12 protein-coding genes are annotated in these 22091 nt (G+C 73.6%); 8 read left to right on the top strand and 4 right to left on the bottom strand.

Annotated features, from left to right (window positions below; all coding sequences use genetic code 11):
• Positions 1 to 85 precede the first annotated feature (85 nt).
• Positions 86 to 1093, bottom strand: a complete 1008-nt coding sequence (locus AB0B33_RS09065) for a LacI family DNA-binding transcriptional regulator (RefSeq protein ID WP_247023427.1) — start codon at positions 1091 to 1093, stop codon at positions 86 to 88.
• Positions 1094 to 1124: 31 nt separating this feature from the next.
• The gene (locus AB0B33_RS09060) at positions 1125 to 2516 is read right to left on the bottom strand and encodes an amino acid permease (protein ID WP_360768684.1); all 1392 of its coding nucleotides are present in this window, start codon (positions 2514 to 2516) and stop codon (positions 1125 to 1127) included.
• 158 nt (positions 2517 to 2674) lie between these two features.
• On the opposite strand from AB0B33_RS09060, the gene AB0B33_RS09055 reads away from it, so the two are divergent.
• Positions 2675 to 3580: a glutaminase gene (locus AB0B33_RS09055; protein WP_360768681.1), complete on the top strand. Its 906-nt coding sequence runs from the start codon at positions 2675 to 2677 to the stop codon at positions 3578 to 3580.
• A gap of 1 nt (position 3581) precedes the next feature.
• Here AB0B33_RS09055 and AB0B33_RS09050 read toward each other — a convergent pair whose 3' ends face one another.
• Both AB0B33_RS09050 and AB0B33_RS09045 read right to left on the bottom strand, forming a co-directional pair.
• Positions 3582 to 4199 (bottom strand): PAS domain-containing protein, encoded by a 618-nt coding sequence (locus tag AB0B33_RS09050; RefSeq protein ID WP_360768678.1) that lies wholly within the window; start codon positions 4197 to 4199, stop codon positions 3582 to 3584.
• Positions 4196 to 5335, bottom strand: coding sequence for a pyridoxal-phosphate dependent enzyme (locus AB0B33_RS09045; RefSeq protein ID WP_360768675.1), 1140 nt, complete (start codon positions 5333 to 5335; stop codon positions 4196 to 4198). Before AB0B33_RS09045 ends, AB0B33_RS09050 begins: the two co-directional genes overlap by 4 nt.
• Before the next feature lie 756 nt (positions 5336 to 6091).
• Between AB0B33_RS09045 and AB0B33_RS09040 the strand changes: the two genes are divergently transcribed.
• From AB0B33_RS09040 to AB0B33_RS09010, 7 genes are read left to right on the top strand one after another with little or no spacing between them, the layout of a single operon-like run.
• Positions 6092 to 12805 carry an SDR family NAD(P)-dependent oxidoreductase gene (locus AB0B33_RS09040; RefSeq protein WP_360768672.1) on the top strand — a complete coding sequence of 2238 codons (6714 nt, stop codon included), beginning with the start codon at positions 6092 to 6094 and terminating at the stop codon, positions 12803 to 12805.
• A 5-nt stretch (positions 12806 to 12810) separates the two neighbouring features.
• Positions 12811 to 17109: a beta-ketoacyl synthase N-terminal-like domain-containing protein gene (locus AB0B33_RS09035; protein WP_360768670.1), complete on the top strand. Its 4299-nt coding sequence runs from the start codon at positions 12811 to 12813 to the stop codon at positions 17107 to 17109.
• Entirely contained in the window at positions 17106 to 17411 is a 306-nt protein-coding gene (locus AB0B33_RS09030; RefSeq protein WP_247023421.1) for a phosphopantetheine-binding protein, read from the top strand. The genes AB0B33_RS09035 and AB0B33_RS09030 overlap by 4 nt, the downstream gene beginning before the upstream one ends.
• A complete protein-coding gene (locus tag AB0B33_RS09025; RefSeq protein ID WP_247023420.1) occupies positions 17408 to 18214 on the top strand; it encodes an alpha/beta fold hydrolase in 807 nt (268 codons plus the stop codon). The genes AB0B33_RS09030 and AB0B33_RS09025 overlap by 4 nt, the downstream gene beginning before the upstream one ends.
• Positions 18214 to 19380, top strand: a complete 1167-nt coding sequence (locus AB0B33_RS09020) for a nucleotide disphospho-sugar-binding domain-containing protein (protein ID WP_360768666.1) — start codon at positions 18214 to 18216, stop codon at positions 19378 to 19380. Before AB0B33_RS09025 ends, AB0B33_RS09020 begins: the two co-directional genes overlap by 1 nt.
• A gap of 37 nt (positions 19381 to 19417) precedes the next feature.
• Positions 19418 to 19897: a GNAT family N-acetyltransferase gene (locus AB0B33_RS09015; RefSeq protein WP_360768663.1), complete on the top strand. Its 480-nt coding sequence runs from the start codon at positions 19418 to 19420 to the stop codon at positions 19895 to 19897.
• Positions 19898 to 19925: 28 nt separating this feature from the next.
• Positions 19926 to 21959 carry an MDR family MFS transporter gene (locus AB0B33_RS09010; protein WP_360768660.1) on the top strand — a complete coding sequence of 678 codons (2034 nt, stop codon included), beginning with the start codon at positions 19926 to 19928 and terminating at the stop codon, positions 21957 to 21959.
• The last annotated feature ends 132 nt before the right edge of the window (positions 21960 to 22091 follow it).

Below are 22091 nucleotides of genomic sequence, written 5' to 3'. Positions count from 1 at the left end.
CCTCGCACCGGGTCCGTGAACGCTCCCGTGAACGTTCACGGGACGGTCGGAAGTGTGCGTGGCGCCGCGTCGGCGTGTCAAGGGATCAGGCGGATTCGCGCAGGTGGAGGGCGGCGCGGACGATCAGCTCGCCGGGTTCGAAGGGTGCGGCACCGGTCACGAGCCGGGCGGCCTGCTCGACGGCGAGGGCGCCGAGCGCGCGGGTGTCGAGGGCGACGCTGGAGAGCTCCGGCTCGACGAGCGTGCCGAGCGCGAGCCCGTCGAAGCCGATCACCGCGAGGTCGGCGGGCACGCGCAGGCCGAACCGGCGGGCCTCGCGCAGGGCACCGATGGCGATGACGTCGTTGAAGGCGAACACGGCGGTGACGTCGGGGTGCGCGGCGAGCAGGGTGGCGAGCGCGGCACCCCCGCCGTCGACGCTCTGGGGAGTGCGCACGATCCACCCGGGCGCCGGCGCGATGCCGTGCTCGGCGACGGCCCGGCGGAACCAGAGCTGGCGGACGCTCGGCTCGGGGCGGCCGTCGTGGTCGAGCATCCCGATCCGCCGGTGCCCGCGCCCGACCAGGTGGGCGACGGCTTCCCGGACGCCGTCCTCGCCGTCGATCGCGATGCCGCTGAACCGCGCGACGTGCGGCTCGCGGCCGAGCAGCACCACCGGGATGCCGGGGGTGAAGCGGTCGAGGTCCGCGTCGGACCGGCTGAAGTAGCCGACCACCGCGTCCACCTGCGTGCCGATCACCCGCAGCGTGGCGAGTTCCTGCTCGGCGTCGCCGGCGGTGTCGTAGACGACGACGTGCCAGCCGCGGGCGCGGGCCGCCTCGAGCGCGCCGGAGGCGACCTCGGTGAAGAAGGGGTTGAGCAGGTCCGGCACCACCAGGCCGATCGTGGTGGTGTCCTGCCGGACCAGGCCGCGGGCGAAGCGGCTCGGGCGGTACCCGAGCTCCCGGGCGGCGTCGAGGACGCGCTGCTTGGTCGAGCCGTCGATCTCGGCCTTGTCGTTCAGCGCGCGCGACACCGTCTGCCGGGAGACCCCGGCCGAGCGGGCGACGTCGTGGATCGTCACCCGCCGGGGTTCGGTGCTGCTCGTGGACACCGCTCGAGTATGCCCGCCCGCGGCCGGGCCGCTAGCCGGCCGGGGTGCGTTCGCGCCGCTTCGAGACGAACCGCCAGCCCACCGCGAGCACCACGGCCAACACCGGGATCGAGTAGAACGCGATCTTCTCGGCGCCGTCGGAGAAGCCCATCAGCACCACGACCAGCACCAGGAACCCGAGCGTCGCCCATCCCGAGTACGGCGCCCACGGCATCCGGTACGACGGCCGTTCCAGCTCGCCGCGCAGCGCGGCCTGGCGCAGGCGCAGCTGGCAGAAGACGAGCGTGGCCCACGTCGTGATCACGCCGAGCGAGGCGATCGCGATGGCGATGTCGAACGCGTCCTTCGGCACCAGGTAGTTCAGCACCACGCCGAGCAGGTAGGCGACCGAGGTGAACAGGATGCCGCCGTAGGGCACGTGGCGGCCGCTCATCCGGCTGACGAACGACGGCGCCTCGCCCTTCTCGGCCAGCGACCGCAGGATCCGGCCGGTGGAGTAGAGCCCGGAGTTGACGCTGGACAGCGCCGCGGTGAGCACGACCGCGTTCATCACGTCGCCGATACCCGGGATCCCGAGCCTGCTGAAGACCGTGACGAACGGGCTCTCGTCGCCGTTGTAGAACGGCCAGGGCAGCAACATCGCCAGCATCAGCACGGATCCGACGTAGAAGACGCCGATCCGCCACACGACGCCGTTGATCGCCTTCGGCAGCACCTTGCGGGCGTCCTTGGTCTCGCCGGCCGCGATACCGACGACCTCGATGGCCGAATAGGCGAAGATGACCGCCTGCAACGTCATCAGCGCGATCCCGATCCCGGCCGGGAAGAGTCCACCGTGGCCGGTCAGGTTGTGCGGGCCGGCCGGCGCGCCGCCGATGTCCGCGCTGGTGAGCACGAGCCCGATCGCGGTGATCAGGAAGACGACGATGGCCAGCACCTTGACCACCGAGAACCAGAACTCCAGCTCGCCGAACAGCTTCACCGAAAGCAGGTTCACCGCGATCAGCACGCCGAGGGCGACCAGGGCGGTGATCCACTGCGGGACGTCCGGCAGCCACTTGTGCACGTAGATCGCCACCGCGGTGATCTCCGCGATGCCGGTCATCGCCCAGTTCACCCAGTACATCCAGCCCGAGACGAACCCGGCCCACGGTCCGATGAACTTCCGCGCGTAGGTGACGAAGCTGCCGGAGCTGGGCTCGTGCAGGACCAGCTCGCCGAGCGCGCGCATCACGAAGTAGGCGGCCACCCCGCAGATCGCGTAGGAGAAGACCAGCGACGGGCCGACCTGGTGGAGCTTGCCGCCGGCGCCGAGGAAGAGCCCGACGCCGATCGCGCCGCCGATGGCGATCATCTGCACTTGGCGGTTGCCCAGCGCTTTCGAGTAGCTTTCACCTTTTTCGGTGAGGAGCGAGGAATCCATGGTTCCCGGACGCTAGAGCTTGTGCGGCAAGTCACCAAGCGGCCTAAGGAAGACTTAAGGTGTGCCGGAGATCACCGCGCGGTTTTCCCGCTATTACCCGGTTTCGATTTGACAGGGGTGCCGCGCGCCCAGAACCGCGGGCCTTCTACGCTACGGCGGTGGACCTCGCGGCGCTGCTTGACCGGATCGCCGGCGACGTCGCGTCCGACGTCGGCCGCGGCGCCGTCGCGGACTACATCCCCGCGCTGGCCAGGGTCGAGCCGGGTCGGTTCGGCATGGCGGTGGCCGAAGTGGACGGTGCGCTGCACGGCGTCGGCGACTGGCTGCACCCGTTTTCGGTGCAGAGCATGTCCAAAGTGTTCACGCTCGCTTTGACGCTTTCCCGCGGCGACGGTGTGTGGACGCGCGTCGGCCGCGAACCGTCGGGCGACCCGTTCAATTCGCTCGTGCAGCTGGAACACGAGGACGGCATCCCGCGCAACCCGTTCATCAACGCGGGCGCGCTGGTGGTGACCGACGAACTCGCGCAGCACGGCGACGCGGTCGAAGCGTTGCTCGCATTCCTGCGCGAGGAGAGTGGCCGCCCCGGAATCGACGTCGACGCCGAAGTGGCGGCGTCGGAAGCGGGGCACGCCGACCGCAACCGCGCCCTCGCGTACTTCATGGCTTCCTACGGCAACATGCGGCACCCGGTGCCGTCGGTGCTGGACCAGTACGTCCGCCAGTGCTCGATCGCGATGAGCTGCGCGGACGTCGCGCGGTCGGCGTTGTTCCTGGCCCGCCACGGCATCCGCAACGACGGCACCCGCCTGCTCGGCCAGAGCGCGGCCAAGCGGGTCAACGCGGTGATGCTGACGTGCGGCACGTACGACGCGGCGGGCGAGTTCGCCTACCGCGTCGGCCTCCCCGGCAAGAGCGGCGTGGGCGGCGGCATCGTCGCGATCGTCCCGGGCCGCTGCGCGGTGTGCGTGTGGAGCCCGGGCCTGGACGCGCGCGGCAACTCGGTGGCGGGGGTGTCGGCGCTGGACCGGTTCACGACGCTGACCGGCTGGTCGGTCTTCTGAGTCAGCGCAGGTAGTTGTAGACGGTGGCTCGCGAGATCCCGAGCAGGTCGGTCAACGCCGGCACCGCGTTCTTCAGCTCCAGGAACCCGCGCTCCTTGACCGACCGGACGAGGTCCTTCTTCCCCGTCGGCGGGAGGCTGCGCGGGGTGTGGCCGCGCTCGGCCGCGTAGTTTTCCACCAGCGTGCGGAGTTCGTCACCCGTGCGGGCGCGCAGGCTCTCGGTCAGCGGCGCGGGCTCGGCGGTGCCGGTCAGGCGGGTGAGGGCCTGGGCCGCCGAGCCGAGCAGGGACACGTCGAGGTTGAGGCACAACGCCGCGACGTACTCGCCGGCCGAGTTGCGGAGGCCGATCGACGTGCTCTTCGCCGGGCGGCCGTCGGGGAAGCGGTTCGGGTAGTTCTGGAGGACGTCCGGGAAGCCCGGGTCGGCGATCCGCGCCAGGCCCAGCTCGGTGGCCGGATCGCCGACCGCGCGTCCGGACAGCCCGCCCTCGATCGCCCGGACGGCGTGGGCCGGGTCGCGCAGGTCGTGCAGCACCACTTCGCACAGGCCGGGGAACATCCGGCCGACCGCGTGGGCGATCTTCTCGGCCTCGCGCAGGAGCAGTTCGTCCTCGGTCACCCGATCAGCTCCCGCAGCTTGCCGGGCGCCTTCAAGCCGGAACCGGTGAGCACGACGACGGTGGTCTCGCCCGGCCGGATCGCGCCGCGGTCGCGGAACACGTCGACGGCCGCGGCGGCGGTCGCGCTGGTCGGCTCGGCGTAGAGGCCGAGCGAGGCCAGGCGGCGGGCGGCCGCGGCGATGGCGCCCTCGTCGATCGCGGCCGTGTCACCGCCCGAGCGCCGGATCGCCGCGACCACCTCCGGCAGGCGCACCGGCTGCCGGATCGCGGTGCCCTCGGCGACGGTCGGGGCGAACGGCGGTGGCGGCCGGTCGTGGACGGCGGCGTCGATGGGGGAGCAGTTCCGCGGCTGCGCGACGAGCAGCCGGGGGCGCTTCGCGATCGAACCGGCGGCCAGGAGCTCGCCGAACCCCAGGTCGCAGCCGAGCACGATGCTGCCCGCGCCGGCGACCGTGACGACGGCGTCGGGCGCGCGGAACCCGAGGTCTTCCCACAGTTCGTAGGCGAGGGTCTTGGTGCCCTGCAGGAAGAAGGGGTGCCAGTTGTGGCTGGCGTAGGTCGTGGCGGCCGAGCGCCGGACGGCTTCGGCGGCGGTGTCGTCCCGGGTGCCGGGCACCAGTTCGACGGTCGCGCCGTACGCCTGGGTCTGCAGGACCTTGGCGGCCGAGGTGCCCTCGGGGGCGAGGACCGTGGCCGCGATCCCCGCCGCGGCGCTGTAGGCCGCGACCGACGAGCCGCCGTTGCCGGAGCTGTCTTCGAGGAGCTCCTTCACCCCGGCGCCGGCCAGTGCGGAGACCATGACGCTGGAGCCGCGGTCCTTGAAGCTGCCGGTCGGGCTGAACCACTCGAGCTTGAACCGGACGCCGGTGCCACCCCAGTCCGGCGTGACCAGCGGGGTGCAGCCTTCGCCCAGCGAGACCGGGCGGAGGTCGCCGGGCAGCGCGGCCCGGTACCGCCAGAGCGACCGGACCCCGGTGTCGACGTCGCCGGGGCCGAGCCCGGCCAGCGGGGCGACGGTGAGCGGGGCGCCGTCGTCCCCGCGCCACCGCAGCGGGTCGCCCGGGTACCGCGTTCCCGAGCGGTCGTCGGTGTACCAGTAGTCCACAGCACCTCCATCGCTGGACAGTTCGTCCAAGTCTAGACGATGTGTCCACTGTTACCGATGAGTATGCGAAATGTCTTCAGCTTTTCTCAGGGAAAATTTGTAACGCGACGGGGGAAGATTGCGATCACCGCCGTCCCGTGGGCGCCGAGCGGAGCACCGATGGTGTTCGCCCGAATACCGCCGGTCGCGCGGCCGGGAGACGGTGTCGGGCCGGCTGACGGCTTCGGGAGGTTCGATCGCGATCGCGTGAGCACCGGGAATCCGGCCGGGTGCCGAATCCACAGTGGACTCCCCGGGGTCCCGGAATTGGATCGAGCATTCTTCACTGCATTCGTTCGAACGCCAGGAATAGCATCGACAAATTCCGGTCAGCCTTCTTGCAATTGACGCGGAGTGTGGTTGCCGAGAAAGGGATACCGGACGGTCGGTATTCCGTTTCCGATACACCGCGGTGACTCGGTCGAAACGCCGGACCCGCCGGTCGGAGTGGTCCGATGTGGGCAATCGCACGCGTCCACCAGGCGGGATGGCTTGCGCCGTCTGGCGGCGTGCTTCCGGTGGGCCGCCCGGCGAACCGGTCCGGAGGCCGCCCGCGGCAATCGGGTCCCGCATCCCGGACCGCGGGTAACATGACAGCGGCGTTAAATTCTTGCACCGCCCGCCTGGTCCATCCCGAATTTTCTGAACCGCGGCGATGAAATCGTGGTGGGTTGTTGACGATGTGCACCGAACCCGCTTAAGTACTCCCCGTTGCCCATGCCCCCTTTCGTTGGAGCGGGAGTTCCCATGCGTCTCTCGATAGACGACTCCGCGCCGGCCGGGCCGGTCGTCGCCGTGTCGCCGCTGCGGTGGCCGTCGGCGCGCGGGGTCGCGGCCGTCGCGCGCGGGGGCGGGCTCGGCGTGCTCGACCTGACCGGCGGGCACGCCGCCCGCGCGGAAGAGCTGGCGCTGCTGGGCGAATGGGGCATCGGAGCGTTCGGGGTCCGGCTCGCGGGGCCGCCGCCGGGCGCGGAACTGCCCGAAGCCGTCACCACGGTCCTGCTGACCGAAGACGCCGAGTGCGAAGCGCGGGACTTCCCGGGCCGCCGGGTACTGGCCGAGGTCACGTCCCGGGCGTCGGCCGCGCGGGCGGTCGAGGGCGGCGCGCACGGCCTGATCGCCCGCGGCCACGAATGCGGCGGCCGGACCGGCGAACTGAGCACGTTCGTGCTGCTCCAAGCCCTGCTCGCCGACGACGCGCTGGACGTCGGAGTGTGGGCCGCGGGCGGGATCGGGCCGCACACCGCCGCGGCCGCGATCGCCGGTGGTGCCGCCGGCGTCGTGCTCGACACGCAGCTCGCCCTGTTGCCGGAAGCCGAACTGCCGTCGCGGCTGACCGCCGGGCTGGCCGGGCTCGACGGGTCGGAGACGACCGTCGTCGACGGCGTCCGCGTGCTCGCCCGCCGCGGCGCCGAACCGCTCGAAGCCGGGCAGGACGTCTTCCTCGCCACGCGGTTCCGCGACCGCTGGGGCACGGTGACGGCGGCGGTGCGCGGCGTCGCCGACGCCGTCGAAGAAGCGTTGCGCGGGGAAACGGCGGTGCTGGGGCCGGGCAGTGCGGGCGGCCGCGCGTTCGGCACGGCGCTGCCGATCGCGCAGGGCCCGATGACCCGGGTCAGCGACCAGCCCGCCTTCGCCGCCGAGGTCGCCGCGGGCGGGGCGCTGCCGTTCATCGCGCTGGCCCTGTCCGGCGCCGACCAGACCCGCGACGTCCTGGAACGCACCCGCGACACCGTCGGTGACGCGCCCTGGGGTGTCGGCGTGCTGGGGTTCGCCGCCGACGACGTCAAAACCGCGCAGCTCGAGGTGATCCGGGCCGTGCGGCCGACCCACGCGATCATCGCGGGCGGGCGCCCGGCGCAGGCCGCGGCACTCGAGGACGCCGGCATCTCGACGTTCCTGCACGTGCCCTCGCCCGGGCTGCTGAAGCAGTTCCTCGAAGCCGGGGCGCGCAAGTTCGTCTTCGAAGGCTCGGAATGCGGCGGCCACGTCGGGCCCCGCACCAGCTTTCCCCTGTGGGAAGCGCAGCTCGGCGTCCTCGGCGACTTCCTCGCCGGCACCCCGGACGCGGCCGGGCAGCTGCAGCTGCTGTTCGCCGGCGGCGTCCACGACGAGCGCTCGGCCGCGATGGTGGCCGCGCTCGCCCGGCCGGTGGCGGCGCGGGGTGCGGCGATCGGGGTGCTGATGGGCACCGCGTACCTGTTCACGCGCGAAGCCGTCGAAGCGGGCGCGGTGCTGCCCGGGTTCCAGCGGCAGCTGCTGGCCGCCGGGCACACCGACCTGCTGGAAACCGCGCCGGGGCACGCCACCCGCTGCGTTCGCAGCCCGTTCACCGAGGAGTACGCGGCGATCAAGGCGGACCTCGCCGAGCGCGGGGTGCCGAGCCGCGACGCGTGGGAACAGCTGGAGACGCTCAACGTCGGCCGCCTCCGCCTGGCGAGCAAGGGCATCGAGCGCGTCGGCGCCGAACTGCGGGACGTCGGCGAGGACCGGCAGCTCGCCGAAGGCATGTTCATGGCAGGCGAAGTCGCCGTGCTGCGCTCGGCCGTCACCACGATCGCCGACCTGCACCGCGCGGTGGGCGAAGGCGCGGACGCGTTCCTGCGCGAGCGAGCCGCCGCTTTCGGTTTCACGTCAACGGAACCCGCCGCACCCGAGCCCCTCGACATCGCGATCGTCGGGATGGCGTGCCTGTTCCCGCAGGCGCCCGACCTGGCGTCGTTCTGGGCGAACGTGCTGTCCGGAGTGGACGCCGTCACCGAAGTCCCGCCGCAGCGGTGGGACCCGTCGCTGTACTACGACCCGGAGGGACGGGGCGGGAAGTCGCCGTCGCGCTGGGGCGGGTTCCTGCCGGAGATCGGCTTCGACCCGCTGCGCTACGGCATCCCGCCGTCGTCGCTGGCGAGCATCGAACCCGTGCAGCTGCTGGCCCTGGAGGCCGCGCACCGCGCGCTGGTGGACGCCGGTTACGAGCACCGCGCGTTCGACCGCTCGCGCACGTCGGTGGTGTTCGGCGCCGAGGCGGGCAGCGACCTGTCGAACGCGATGTCGCTGCGGACCGTGCTGCCGGCCTACGTGGGCGAACTGCCGTCCGACTTGGACGAACAGCTGCCGAAGATCACCGAAGACTCCTTCCCGGGGGTGCTGGCCAACGTCATCGCGGGCCGGATCGCCAACCGGCTCGACCTCGGCGGCGCGAACTACACCGTCGACGCGGCGTGCGCGTCGTCGCTGACCGCGGTCGACGTCGCCTGCAAGGAGCTGACCGCGGGCACCAGCGACCTCGTCCTCTGCGGCGGCGCGGACCTGCACAACGGCATCAACGACTACCTCCTGTTCGCCTCGGCGCACGCGCTCTCGCCGACCGGGCGCTCGGCGACGTTCGACAGCGCGGCCGACGGCATCGCACTCGGCGAAGGCGTCGCGTGCGTCGCGCTCAAGCGGCTGGCGGACGCCGAACGCGACGGCGACCGGGTGTACGCGGTGATCAAGGGCGTCGGCGCGGCTTCCGACGGGCGGGCGCTCGGGCTGACCGCGCCCCGGCCGGAGGGCCAGCACGCCGCGCTGACCAGGGCGTACCGCAACGCCGGCGTCTCGCCCGCGAGCGTCGGGCTGGTCGAGGCGCACGGCACCGGCACCGTCGTCGGCGACCGGACCGAGCTGGCCACGCTGACGAAGGTGTTCACCGAGGCCGGCGCCGCGCCGGGCGGCTGCACGATCGGCTCGGTGAAGTCGCAGATCGGGCACACCAAGTGCGCGGCGGGCCTGGCCGGGCTGATCAAGACCGCGCTCGCGCTGCACACCGGCGTCAAACCGCCGACGCTGCACATCTCGGCGCCGAACCCGGCCTGGGAGGCCGAGACCAGCCCGTTCGTGTTCCAGTCGGCCGCGCAGCCGTGGGCGGCACCGGCCGCCGAGCGGATCGCCGGGGTCAGCGCGTTCGGCTTCGGCGGGACCAACTTCCACGTGGTGCTGGGCGCGCACGACAGCGTCCCGCCCGCTCAGGCGGCCGACGAGTGGCCGGCGGAGCTGTTCACCTTCGCCACCGACGCGGCGGTGCGGGACCTGCTGGCGCTGGCGTCGGACGTCCCGGCCGGGCACGAGCCGTGGCGGTTGCGGGACCTGGCACTGAGTACCTCGCGGCGGGCGGAGGGCCGACAGGCGCGGCTCGCCATGGTCGCGTCCACTGTGGACGAGCTGGTTTCCCTGCTGCGCCAGGCACTCGACGGGCAGGAGCCGGCCGGGGTGTTCCGCGGCGACGGGACCGCGCCGGGCGAAGTGGCGGTGCTGTTCCCCGGCCAGGGCAGCCAGCGGCCGGGCATGTTCGCCGAGCTGTTCGTCGCGTTCCCGGAGCTGCAGCGGTACCTGCGCCTCGACCCGGCGACGGCCGGCGTCGTCTTCGGCCCGGCGGTGTTCGGCGAGCCCGCGCGCCGGGCCGCGGTGGACCGGGTCACCGACACCCGCGTCGCCCAGCCCGCGCTCGGCCTCGCCGGTCTGGCGGCGTTCCGGCTGCTGACCCGCGCCGGCGTGCGGCCCGCCATGCTCGGCGGGCACAGCTACGGCGAGCTGACCGCGCTGGCGGCGGCCGGCGCGTTCACCCCGGAGGGCCTGCTGCACGCGAGCCACGCCCGGGCGGGGGCGATCCTCGACGCGGTGCCGGCGGCGGACCCGGGTGCGATGGCGGCGGTGTCGGCGGCCGCGGCGGAGGTCGAGTCGGTGCTCGGCTCGTCGCCGGTGGTGCTGGCCAACCACAATTCCCCGAAGCAGACGGTGATTTCGGGCGCGACGGCGGACGTCTCGGCGGCGATCGAGCGGCTGCGCGAAGCCGGGCTGGGCGCGAAACGGCTCCAGGTGGCGTGCGCGTTCCACAGCCCGCTGGTCGCGGCCGCCGGCGACGCGTTCGGCCGCACGCTGGGCGCGATCGGCGTCGTCCGGCCGTCGGTGCCGGTGTACGGCAACCGGACGGCGGCGCCCTACCCGGCCGGGCCGGACGAGATCCGCGGCGAGCTGGCCGCGCAGCTGGGCGCGCCGGTGCGGTTCGTCGAGCAGATCGAAGCGATGTACGCGGCCGGGGCGCGGGTGTTCGTCGAGGCGGGCCCGGGTGCGGTGCTGGCCGGGCAGGTCGGCGCGATCCTCGGCGACCGTCCCCATCGGACGGTCGGTTTCGAGCAGCCGGGCCGCCGCGGCCTGCCGGGCTTCCTCGGCGCGCTGGCGCGGCTGGCGGTGTCCGGGGTCCCGGTCGAGACAAGCTGGCTGTTCCGCGGCCGGGACGCGCTCGACGCGGCGACGGCCCCGCGCCCGAAGCGCCCGGGGTGGACGGTCGACGGCCACCTGGTCCGGACCGCGGACGGCACGATCCCGGCGGGCGCGCTGCGGCCGGCGTCGCGGATCACGCTGGGCCTGCCGGCGGTGGAGGCACCCACGTCGGAAGCGATGGTCGCGGACTTCCTGCGGACGAGCCGGGAGATGATCGCCGCCCAGCGCGATGTCCTGCTCGGGTTCTTCGGCACCGGCGAGCCGCCCGCACCGGTGGTCGTTCCCGCAGTCGTTCCGGAGGTGCTCCCGGCGCCGGTGGTGGCTGCCGCCGAGCGGTCGGTGCTGGCGACCGTGGTCGCGGTGATCGGGGAGCGGACGGGGTATCCGGTGGAGATGATCGAGCCGGATCTCGATCTCGAGGCCGATCTCAGCGTGGACTCGATCAAGCGGGCGGAGATCGCGGGTGAGCTGGCGTCCCGGCTCGGGCTCACCGGCGGTGATGTGGAGGAGTTCGCGAAGGCGCGTACGGCGGCCGCGATCGCCGACCTGGTCGGAACTCCGCAGCAGCCCGAGGCCGGCACCTCGGTGCTGGAGACCGTGGTCGCGGTGATCGGGGAGCGGACGGGGTATCCGGTGGACATGATCGAGCCGGATCTCGATCTCGAGGCCGATCTCAGCGTGGACTCGATCAAGCGGGCCGAGATCGCCGGGGAGCTGACCGTCCGGCTGGGCACCGGCGACGTCGAGGAGCTGGCGAGGGCCCGGACCGCGGCGGGGATCGCGGACCTGCTGGGCGAAGCCGGTCGCGACGAACCCCGGCCGGTGGCCGCCGAGCCCGAGCCTGTGATCATCGCGCCGAAGCGGTACGTCATGACCGACGTCGAACTCGCCCCGGCGGGCACCCCCGACATCGCGGGCCGCCGGCTCCTGGTCGTCGGTTCCGGCGCGTTCGCCGAGGACGTCCGCACCGCGCTGACCGGCCACGGCGCCGAGGCCGAAACCGGCGACGACGTCCGACCGGGCTTCGACGGGTACCTGTTCCTCGACCCCGTCCTGCCCACCGCCTTCCCGCGCTACCAGGACGCCCTCGCCCGCCACCCCCGCTGGCTGCTCTCCGCCGGGCCCGCGGAGGGCCTCCGCGGCTTCCACCGCAGCCTCGCCCGCGAGTACCCGGACACGCTCACCCGGGTCGTCGAAGGCGCGGACGCCGCCGGCCTCGTCGCCGAACTGTCCACTGTGGACCGTGAGCCGGTCGTCGTCCACAACGGAACCGCGAGGCACGGCATCGAACCGGTCGAAGAGAGCCTCGGGCTCCTCGCCGGCAGCGGCGCCGGACCCGCGGGTGACGGCGTGGCCGAAGCCGCCGCCATCGGGCTCGACCGCGAGTCGGTCGTCCTCCTCGTCGGCGGGGCGAAAGGCATCACCGCCCGCTTCGCCGCCACCGTGGCCGCGGCGGCGCACTGCCGGATCGAGCTGCTCGGCCGGACGGCCCTGACCGCGGAAGACGAACACCCGCAAGCGAAAGACGCCAACGCCCTCCGCGCCGCCCTCATCGGCGACGGACTGAGGAACCCCGCCGAGATCGAGAAGACCGTCCGGCGCACCATGGGCGAGCGCGAGGTCCGGGCGACCCTCGGGGAACTCGAAGCCCTCGGCAGCCCGGTGCGCTACCAGTCCGTCGACATGCTCGACGCCGAAGCCGTCCACCGCGCGGTCAAGGAGATCCACGCCGAGCACGGCCGGCTCGACGGGATCGTCTACGCGGCCGGCGTCATCGAGGACAAGCTCGTCGCGGACAAGACGCCGGAGTCCTTCACCCGGGTCTACAGCACCAAGGCGGACGGGGCCAGGACCCTCCTCGAAGCAACCGCGGACCTGCCGGACGAGCCGAAGTTCGTCGTCCTCTTCGGCAGCATCGCCGCCGCGCTCGGCAACCGGGGCCAGACCGACTACGCCGCCGCCAACGACGCGCTCGAAGCCCTCGGGCGGCGGTGGCCTGCCGGGCGCGCGGTGACCGTCCACTGGGGACCGTGGGCCCCGGCCGGCGAGCACGACGGGATGGTCACGCGGGAGCTGGTGCGCGACTACGCCCGCCGGGGCATCGCGCTGATCGACCCCGAGGAAGGCACCCTCGGCCTGCTGCGAGAGCTGGCCTGGGGCCGCCCCGGCTCCGCCGCCGTCGTCCACACCGCCTCCGGGTGGTGACCGGGATGCGTGTTGCGATCGTCGGGATGTCGGTGCTCCTGCCCGGCGCCCCGGACCTGGCGGCGTACTGGCGCAACCTCGTCGGCGGCGTCGACGCCATCACCGAAGTGCCGCCGGAGAAGTGGGACGGCACGCACTACGCGCCGGACGAGCGGCGCGCCGACCGCGTCTACTGCCGCCGCGGCGGCTTCGTCGACGAACTGGCCGAAGTGGACGTCGCCGGGTTCGGGATCATGCCGACGTCGGTGCCGTCCACCGAACCCGACCAGCTGATCGCGCTCCGCGTCGCCGCCCAGGCCGTCGCGGACGCGGGCGGCCCGGACCGCCTCCCCGCGGACCGGGCCAAGGTCGGCGTGGTGCTCGGCCGCGGCGGCTACCTGACGCCGGGGCTCGTCCGGCTCGACCAGCGCGTCCGGACGGTGACGCAGCTCGTCCGCACGCTCGGCGAGCTGATGCCCGAACTCGGCGCGGACAAGCTCGACGCCGTCCGGCAGGCCTTCACCGACCAGCTCGGCCCCGAGGCGCCGGAGTCCGCGATCGGGCTGGTGCCGAACCTCGCGGCGTCGCGGCTGGCCAACCGCCTCGACCTGCGCGGCCCGGCGTACACCGTGGACGCCGCGTGCGCGTCCTCCCTGATCGCCGTCGACCACGCGGTGCGCGAGCTCGCCACCGGGCGCTGCGACGTCGTCCTCGCCGGCGGTGTGCACCACTGCCACGACATCACGTTCTGGAGCGTGTTCACCCAGCTCGGCGCGTTGTCGCCGAGCGAGCGGATCCGGCCGTTCCACCGCGACGCCGACGGCGTGCTCATCGGCGAGGGCACCGGCATCGTCGTGCTCAAGCGCCTCGCCGACGCCGAGCGCGACGGCGACCGCGTGTACGCCGTGGTCACCGGCACCGGCGTCGCCTCCGACGGGCGGACGGCGAGCCTCGTCAACCCCGACTCCGGCGGCCAGGTCCGCGCGGTCCGCCAGGCGTGGGCCGCGGCCGGGCTCGACCCCGCCGACCCGCAGTCGATCGGCCTGCTGGAGGCCCACGGCACCGCGACCCCGGCCGGGGACGCCGCCGAACTCGCCACCCTCGCGGAGGTGTTCGGCGCGCGCGGTGAAGCGGTTCTCGGCTCGGTGAAGTCCATGATCGGGCACACGATGCCCGCCGCCGGCATCGCCGGGCTCGTCAAGGCCGCGCTGGCCGTGCACCACGGCGTCCTGCTGCCCACCCTGCACTGCGACGACCCGCACCCCGCCCTCGCGCGCACTCGTTTCTCCCCTTTGGACACCGCGAAGGACTGGGACGCGGCCGTGCGCCGGGCCGGCGTCAACGCGTTCGGGTTCGGCGGGATCAACGCCCACGTCGTGCTGGAGCAAGCGCCGGGCCGGGCGGCGCCGGTCGTCGTCCGGGAGCCGGAACGGGTGCTGCGCCTGGCCGCCCGGACGGTCGGCGAACTGCGGGACCTGCTCGACCGGCCCGCGACGCCGGTGGCCGGCGACGGCCCGGTCCGGCTCGGCGTCGTCGACCCGACGGAGAAACGCCTGGCACTCGCCCGCAAGGCGGTCGCCCGCGGCCGGGCCTGGCGGGGCCGCAACGACGTCTGGTTCGCCGACCGCCCGCTGCTCGGGCCGGGCGGCGGCAAGGTCGCCTTCCTCTTCCCGGGCCTGGAATCGGAACTGACGCTGAACTGCGGTGACGTCGCCCGCCACTTCGGGCTCCCGTGGCAGCACGCGGACGTCGAGGTCGGCGACGTCGGCCGCCAGGGCACCGCGGTCTTCGAGCTGGGCCGCCTGCTCAACACCGCGCTCGGGCGTCTCGGCGTCGTCCCGGACGCCGTCGCCGGGCACAGCCTGGGGGAGTGGACGGCGATGGCCGTCGCCGGCCTGCACGCCGAGGCCGAGGTCGACGCGTTCCTCGCCGGCTTCGACCCCGACGCGCTCGTCGTCCCCGGCCTCGCCTTCGCCGCGATCGGCGCGCCCGCGCCGCAGGTGATCGAGGAGCTGGCCGGGCGCACGGACGTCGTCCTCTCCCACGACAACTCGCCCAACCAGGCCATGGTCTGCGGGCCGGCCGCCGCCGTGGCCGCGCTCGTCACGCGGTTCCGGGACGCGGGGATCGTCGCGCAGGTGCTGCCGTTCCGGTCCGGGTTCCACACGCCGATGCTCCGGCCCTACCTGGACCCGATCCGCGACGCGGCCGCCCGGTTCACCCTGCACCCGCCGCGGCTGCCGATCTGGTCGGCGACGACGGTGGCGGAGTACCCGGCCGCCGAAGCGGACGTCCGCGAGCTGTTCGTGCGGCACCTGCTGGAACCGGTCCGGTTCCGCCCGCTCGTGCGGGCCCTGCACGCCGCCGGGTTCCGCGCGTTCGTCCAGGTCGGCGCGGGCCAGCTCGGCTCCCTGGTCGGCGACACCCTGCACGGCGAGGAGCACCTGGCCGTGGCGGCGCACTCGGCGCACCGGCCCGGCCTCGCGCAGCTGCGGCGGGTCGCGACCGCGTTGTGGGCCGACGGTGCGGACATCGACTTCACGCGGCTGCCGGGCGAACGCGGGACGCCGTCGAAGGCGGTCAAGCTGGACCTGGGCGGCCACCTCATCTCCCTCGACGAAGGCGTCCGCGCGCGCATCGCCCTCCCGGCTCACCGGTCCACAGTGGACGACCTGGCCCGGAAGGGCCCGCTCGCCGCGGAACTCGCCGCCCTGCTGACCGACACGGCCCAGCTGGCGTCCACCGCCCTCGCCGCGTCCGCACTTTCACGTGAAAGTGCGGACCAGGGGCCGCACTTTCACGTGAAAGTGCCGCCACTGGGGGAGCTGGACACGACGCTCGTGGTGTCGGTCGAGGCGATGCCATACCTGCTCGACCACTGCTTCTTCAAGCAGCCGCCGCAGGCCGACCCCGGTGACCGCTGGCCGGTCGTCCCGGCGAGCACGGTGATCGACCACCTGATGGGCTTCGCCGAGCAGGCCGCGCCCGGCCGCCGCGCGGTCGCGGTGCACGACGTCCGGCTCACGCAGTGGATCACCGCGGTCCCGGCCGTCACCGTGGGGGTCCGGATCCGCCCGCACGGCACCGACCGGGTGCTCGCCGCGCTGGACGGCTACTCCCAGGCCGTCGTGGAACTCGCCCCGGCGTACCCGGCCGACGCGCCGGCGCCGTGGCGCTTCCCCGCGTCGGCGGAGCAGGTCCCGCGGACGACGGCCGCCGAGCTGTACGCCGACCGCTGGATGTTCCACGGCCCGGGCTTCCAGGGCGTCACCGAGCTGACCGCCGTCGGCGAGCGGCACGTCCGCGCGGTGCTGACCACGCCCGCCGCGCCCGGCGCGCTGCTGGACAACGTCGGCCAGGTGCTCGGTTACTGGATCATGTCCCGGCTGGCCGAACGCACCACCGTCTTTCCGGTCGCCGTGCGCGAAATCCGGTTCCACGGCCCGCACCCGGCGCCGGGGGAGCGGCTGGAGTGCCTGGTCAAGATCACCGGGCTGACCGGCGAATTCCTCGAAGCCGACATGCAGCTCGTCCACCACGGCCAGGTGTGGGCCGAGTTCACCGGCTGGCGCGACCGCCGGTTCGACAGCACCCCGCACATCCGGCAGGCCGACCGGACCCCCGAGCGCTCGACGCTGTCGATCGAGCAGCCCGGCGGCTGGGCGCTGGTGCACGAGCAGTGGCCGGACCTGGCCACCCGCGAGCTGATCATGCGCAACTACCTCGCCGGCGCCGAGCGCGACGCCTACGAAAGCCGGCCACCGCGAGGACGCCGTCAGTGGCTGCTCGGCCGCATCGCCGCGAAGGACGCCGTCCGCCAGTACCTCTGGGCGCGTGGCGAGCCCGAGATGTTCCCGGCCGAGCTGCGGATCGGCAACGACGACGCCGGGCGCCCGTTCGTCACCGGTGCCTACGGCCGGGAGCTCCCGCCGTTGACGATCTCGGTGGCGCACCGGGCCGAGGCGGGGGTGGCGATCGCCCGGCCCTGGCCGTGCGGCATCGACGTCGAGGAGGTCGGCAAGCGCCGGGAGTCCACGGTGGACGCCGCGCTGGGTGCGGCCGAGCAGGCGCTGTTCGCCGGCCTGCCCGGTGACCCGGAACGCTGGTTCGCCCGGTTCTGGACGGCGAAGGAGGCCGTCGCGAAGCTGCTCGGCACCGGCCTGCGCGGCGAGCCCCGCGACTTCGAGGTCGTCGCGGCGGGAACGACCGAGCTCACCGTCCGCGCCGCCGGGCGGGACCACCTCGTGCACTGCGCCGACCTCGCGCACCCGCCGCGCCGCTACGTCGTCGCCTGGACCGAAGACCCGAAGGAGACCGCGGAATGAGCATCGAGACCACCGCAACGGACGAGGCCGCCGTCCTCGCGCAGCTGGCCGGGATGCTGCGGGAGCTGCTCGAGGAGTACGGCCTCGACGACACCGAGATCACCATGGACACGACCTTCCACGACGACCTCGAACTGGAGAGCGTCGACCTGGTGGCGCTGTCCGGGCAGCTGCGCGAGCACTACGGCGACCGCGTCAACTTCGCGACCTTCATCGCCGAGCGCGACCTGGACGAGATCATCGCGCTGACCGTCGGCGAGCTCGTCCGCTACACCGTCGCCTCGCTGCGGGCCACCGCGTGAGCCGCGTCCGGGCGGGCGAGCTGGACGTGCACGTCCAGCGGCTCGCGGCCGAAGCGCCGCTCGACGGGGACGCGCCGCTCGTGGTGTGCGTCCACGGCCTGCTCACCGACAGCCTGGCCAGCTACTACTTCACGCTCGGCCCGGCCCTCGCCGCGCGCGGGCTCGACGTGCTGATGTACGACCTGCGGGGCCACGGCCGCACCACGCGTCCCGCGTCGGGGTACCGGCTGGAGGAGTTCGTCGACGACCTCGTCGCGGTCCTCGACGCCTGCGGGGCGACCCGGCCGGTGCACGTCGTCGGCAACTCCTTCGGATCGTCGGTGGCGTTCGGCCTGGCCGCCGCCCGCCCGGACCGGGTCGCGAGCGTCATCGCGATCGAGGGCGAACCGCCGACCGAGGCGTGGACCCGGCACATGGCCGACGGGCTCGCGGACGCCAAGACCCGGCTGGCCATCGACGAGGTCATCGGCTGGATCGCGGAGAACCACGGCGCGCACACCGCGCGGCTGTCGAAGGCCGCCCACCGGATCCTGGAGACCACCACCATCGCCGAGGACGTCCCGCGCAGCGCGACCATCGCGGCGGACCTCTCGGCCGTGCGCTGCCCGGTGTTCGCGATCTTCGGCGGCGACTCGGGCCTCGCCGCCCAGGTCCCGGACTTCGAAGCGAACCTGGACCGCTGCCGGTGCGCCGTGCTGCCCGACCAGGGCCACTCGGTGCTGGTGGAGCGGACCGCCGAAGTGATCGACCTGGTCTTCGAGTGGGTCCGCGACACCTCGCGCGCCCCGGCCCGGGCGCGGTAGTGGCGCGGTTCCTGTTCGTCGTCCCGCCGCTGGTCGGGCACGTCAACCCGGCGGCGGGCGTGGCGGCCGAGCTCACCGCGCGCGGCCACGAAGTCGCCTGGGCGGGCCACGACGAGCTGCTGTGGCAGCTGGCCGGCCCGGACGCGCTCGTGTTCCCCTGCGCGGTGCCCGCCGAGCTGCCGGAGCGCCCGCCGGACCTCAAGGGGCCCGCCGCGCTGCGGTTCCTCTGGCAGGACTTCCTCGTCCCGCTCGCCGACGCGATGGCGCCCGGCGTGGCCACCGCCCTCGACGCCTTCGAGCCGCACGTCGTCGTCGCCGACCAGCAGGCGCTCGCCGGCGGGCTGCTCGCCGAAGCCCACGGCCTGCCGTGGGTCACCTCGGCGACGACGTCGGCCGAGCTGGTCGACCCGCTCGCCGGCATGCCGAAGGTCGCGGACTGGGTCGGCGGGCTGCTCGACGGCCTGCGCGCCCGGATCGCCGGCGGCCGCGGCACGGCCGACCCCCGGTTCTCCCCGCACGGCGTGCTCGCCTTCACCACCCGCGAACTGCTGGGCACGGCCGTGCTGCCGCCGCGGGTCCGGCTGGTCGGACCGGCTCTCGGCACCCGGCCGTCCACAAGCGACTTCCCGTGGGAGTGGCTCGACCCGCTCCGCCCGGCCGTGCTCGTCTCCCTGGGCACCGCGAACACCGGCGCGGGCGCGGGATTCCTGGCCGCGACGGCCGAAGCGTTCGCCGGGATGCCGGTCCGCGCGGTGATCGCCGACCCGGGCGGCGTGCTCGGCGCGGTGCCGCCGAACGTCCTCGTGCGGCCCTCGGTCCCGCAGCTGCCGCTGCTGCCGCGGGTGGACGCGGTGCTGTGCCACGCCGGGCACAACACGGTGTGCGAAGCGCTGTGGCACGGCCTGCCGCTGGTGGTCGCCCCGATCCGCGACGACCAGCCGATCGTGGCGGCCCAGGTGGTCGCCGCGGGCGCGGGTATCCGGCTGCGCTTCGGCCGCGCGGACCGCGACCGGATCGCGTCGGCGCTCGAGGAAGTGCTGACCGAGCCGTCCTACCGCCGGGCGGCCGAGGCGGTGGCGGCGTCGTTCCACGCGGCGGGCGGGAGCGCCGCGGCCGCCGGGCACCTGGAACAGCTCGCGCTGGAGAGCCTGCTGCCGAAAACTTGAGGTGCACCGGGAAAATCGTCCGGGTTACGGTGCCGGGATGACTGTTTCCGTGTGTGCTCCGAGAGACGTCCCCGCGCTCGTGGCGTCGGCCGCGGCCCTGTTCGCCGAGGACGGCGGCCGCCGTGATCCGTTCATGGACACCGGCTGGCCCGCCCGCGAAGGCCACGCCTACTACGCGAGCCTCGTCGAAAACCCGGCTTGCCTGTGCCTGCTCGCCGCCGGCGGGCACCTGATCGGGCGGCTGCGGCCGCCGGACCCGCTGCGCCCCACCGCGGTCCGCGCGGTGCTGGAGAGCATGCGGGTAGCCTCGGAGCACCGCCGGTCCGGCGCCGGCGCCGAGCTGGTCGCCGCTTTCCTCGGCTGGGCAAGGGAGAACGCCGCGAACGACGTCACCGTCGCGGCCTACGCGGCCAACCACGGTGCGCTGGAGTTCTACCGGGCACAGGGCTTCGAGCCGTTCGAAGTGGTGCTGCGTCACCGGAACGGGTGGCTATCCACAGTGGACGCCGCGCACTAGCCTCGGAGGCCGAGCGAGGAGGGTGCGGATGACGGCCACCGCCGAGGTCGCCCACGAGCCGGCGCCCGCGCCGCTGAGCAAGGGGCGGGTCAACGCCGTCTTCGGGGCCGTGCTGCTCGGCATGCTGCTCGCCGCGCTGGACCAGACCATCGTCGGGACCGCGCTGCCCACCATCGTCGGCGACCTCGGCGGCGCCGGGCACCTGTCCTGGGTCGTCACGTCCTACCTGCTCGCCGAAACCATCATGACCGTCGTCGTCGGCAAGCTCGGCGACCTCTTCGGCCGCAAGCTGATGTTCCAGCTGTCCGTGGTCGTGTTCGGCATCGGCTCGTTCTTCGCCGGGTTCGCCGACAGCATGGTGTGGCTGATCGTCTGGCGCGCGGTGCAGGGCCTCGGCGGCGGCGGGCTGATGGTCACCTCGACCGCGCTCATCGCCGACGTCGTCCCGCTGCGCGAGCGCGGCAAGTACCAGGGCGTGCTCGGCTCGGTGTTCGGCGTGGTGACCGTCGCGGGCCCGATGCTCGGCGGCTTCTTCGTCGACCACCTGTCCTGGCGCTGGGCGTTCTACGTCAACATCCCGCTGGTCGTCGTGGTGCTGGTCGTGGCGTCCTCGGCGATGCCGAACGCCCGCGCCGCGGTCAAGCCGGTCATCGACTACCTCGGCATCCTGCTGATCGGCCTCGCCGCGACCGGCCTGACCCTGGTGACGAGCTGGGGCGGCACGCAGTACGCGTGGGGCTCGCCGACGATCGTCGGGATGGCGATCGGCTCGGTGGTGCTGCTCGCCGCGTTCGTCTTCGCCGAACTGCGGGCGAAGGAACCGATGCTGCCGATGCGGCTGTTCCGCAACCCGGTGTTCACCGTCGCCGGGATCATGAGCTTCGTCGTCGGCTTCGCCATGCTCGGCGCGTTGTCCTACCTGCCGACGTACATGCAGTACGTCCAGGGCACGTCGGCGACTTCGTCCGGCGTCCGGCTGCTGCCGATGGTGCTGGCGCTGCTCGTGGCCTCGATCGCGGCCGGCAACGCGGTGAGCAAGACCGGGCGGTACAAGATCTTCCCGCTGGCCGGCGCGGCGGGCATGACGATCGGGCTCTACCTGCTGTCCCGGCTCGACACCGACACGGGCTTCTGGGAGGCGTCGGCGTACATGGCCGTGCTCGGCCTCGGGATCGGGCTGGGCATGCAGGTGCTGACCATCGCGGTGCAGAACACCGTCGACTACGCCGACCTCGGCGTGGCCACCTCGGGCGTGACGTTCCTGCGGTCGATCGGCAGCTCGTTCGGCGCGGCGATCTTCGGCACGGTGTACGCGAACCAGCTGACGCCGAACCTGGCCACGGCGGTGGCCTCGTTGCCGCCGGGTGTCGACCCGCGGGCGCTGCAGGTCCCGACAGCCCTGCACGCGCTGCCGGCCGGGGTGTCGGCGCCGGTGATCCAGGCCTACAGCGATTCCCTGCACGTGGTGTTCCTCGCCGCCGCGCCGGTCGGGCTGGTCGCGTTCGCGCTGGCGTTCTTCCTCAAGGAGGTCCCGCTGCGCGACACCGCCCGCGCGGCGGCCCCGGACCTCGGCGACGGCTTCGCGATGCCGGAAGCGCGGACGGACGACCGCGAGCTGGAGCGCGCGGTCGCGACCCTCTTCTTCCGCGAGCGGCGCGAGGTGGCCCCGGCGATCGTCGAGCGCGCCGGCAGCGACCTCGACGAAGGCGGCATCTGGTGCCTCCTGCAGGTCCACCTGCGCGACCGCCGCGGCGAACCGGCGACGCTCAAAGCGATCGGCGACCACTTCGGCGTCCCGGCCCCGGTGCTCGAACCGGCGTTCAACCGCCTGGAGCTGACGGGTCACCTGCGGTACGCGCGTGAGGGCTGGGAGCTGACCGACGCCGGCCGAGCGGAGTTCGCGAAGGTGGTCGCGGCCTGGCACGACTGGCTGGCCGACCGCCTCGGCGACTGGGGAACGACCAACCGGGCCGAGCTGGACGCGGCGATCGGCCGGGTAGCGGCCCGCCTCCTGGACCAGAGCGCGGAGACCCGTGCCCACGGCCGCCACGCACTGGCCTAAGCCCGCACTTTCCCTATGAAAGTGACGACCTAACCCGCGCACTTTCACGTGAAAGTGCGCACCTGGGGGCCGCACTTTCACGTGAAAGTGAGCGGGGGAGCCGCGCCACAAACACGTGGGGGGGCGGGCCCG

The sequence above is a fragment of the Amycolatopsis sp. NPDC049159 genome (assembly GCF_040648295.1).
Taxonomy (GTDB): Bacteria; Actinomycetota; Actinomycetes; order Mycobacteriales; family Pseudonocardiaceae; genus Amycolatopsis; species Amycolatopsis pretoriensis_A.
This window is presented reverse-complemented; position numbering and strand designations above follow the sequence as displayed.

Coding starts and splice junctions, on each gene's coding strand:
- AB0B33_RS09060 (WP_360768684.1), bottom strand. CDS start 2,516: ATGGATTCCTCGCTCCTCACCGAAAAAGGTGAAAGCTACTCGAAAGCG.
- AB0B33_RS09040 (WP_360768672.1), top strand. CDS start 6,092: ATGCGTCTCTCGATAGACGACTCCGCGCCGGCCGGGCCGGTCGTCGCC.
- AB0B33_RS09035 (WP_360768670.1), top strand. CDS start 12,811: ATGCGTGTTGCGATCGTCGGGATGTCGGTGCTCCTGCCCGGCGCCCCG.
- AB0B33_RS09030 (WP_247023421.1), top strand. CDS start 17,106: ATGAGCATCGAGACCACCGCAACGGACGAGGCCGCCGTCCTCGCGCAG.
- AB0B33_RS09015 (WP_360768663.1), top strand. CDS start 19,418: ATGACTGTTTCCGTGTGTGCTCCGAGAGACGTCCCCGCGCTCGTGGCG.
- AB0B33_RS09010 (WP_360768660.1), top strand. CDS start 19,926: ATGACGGCCACCGCCGAGGTCGCCCACGAGCCGGCGCCCGCGCCGCTG.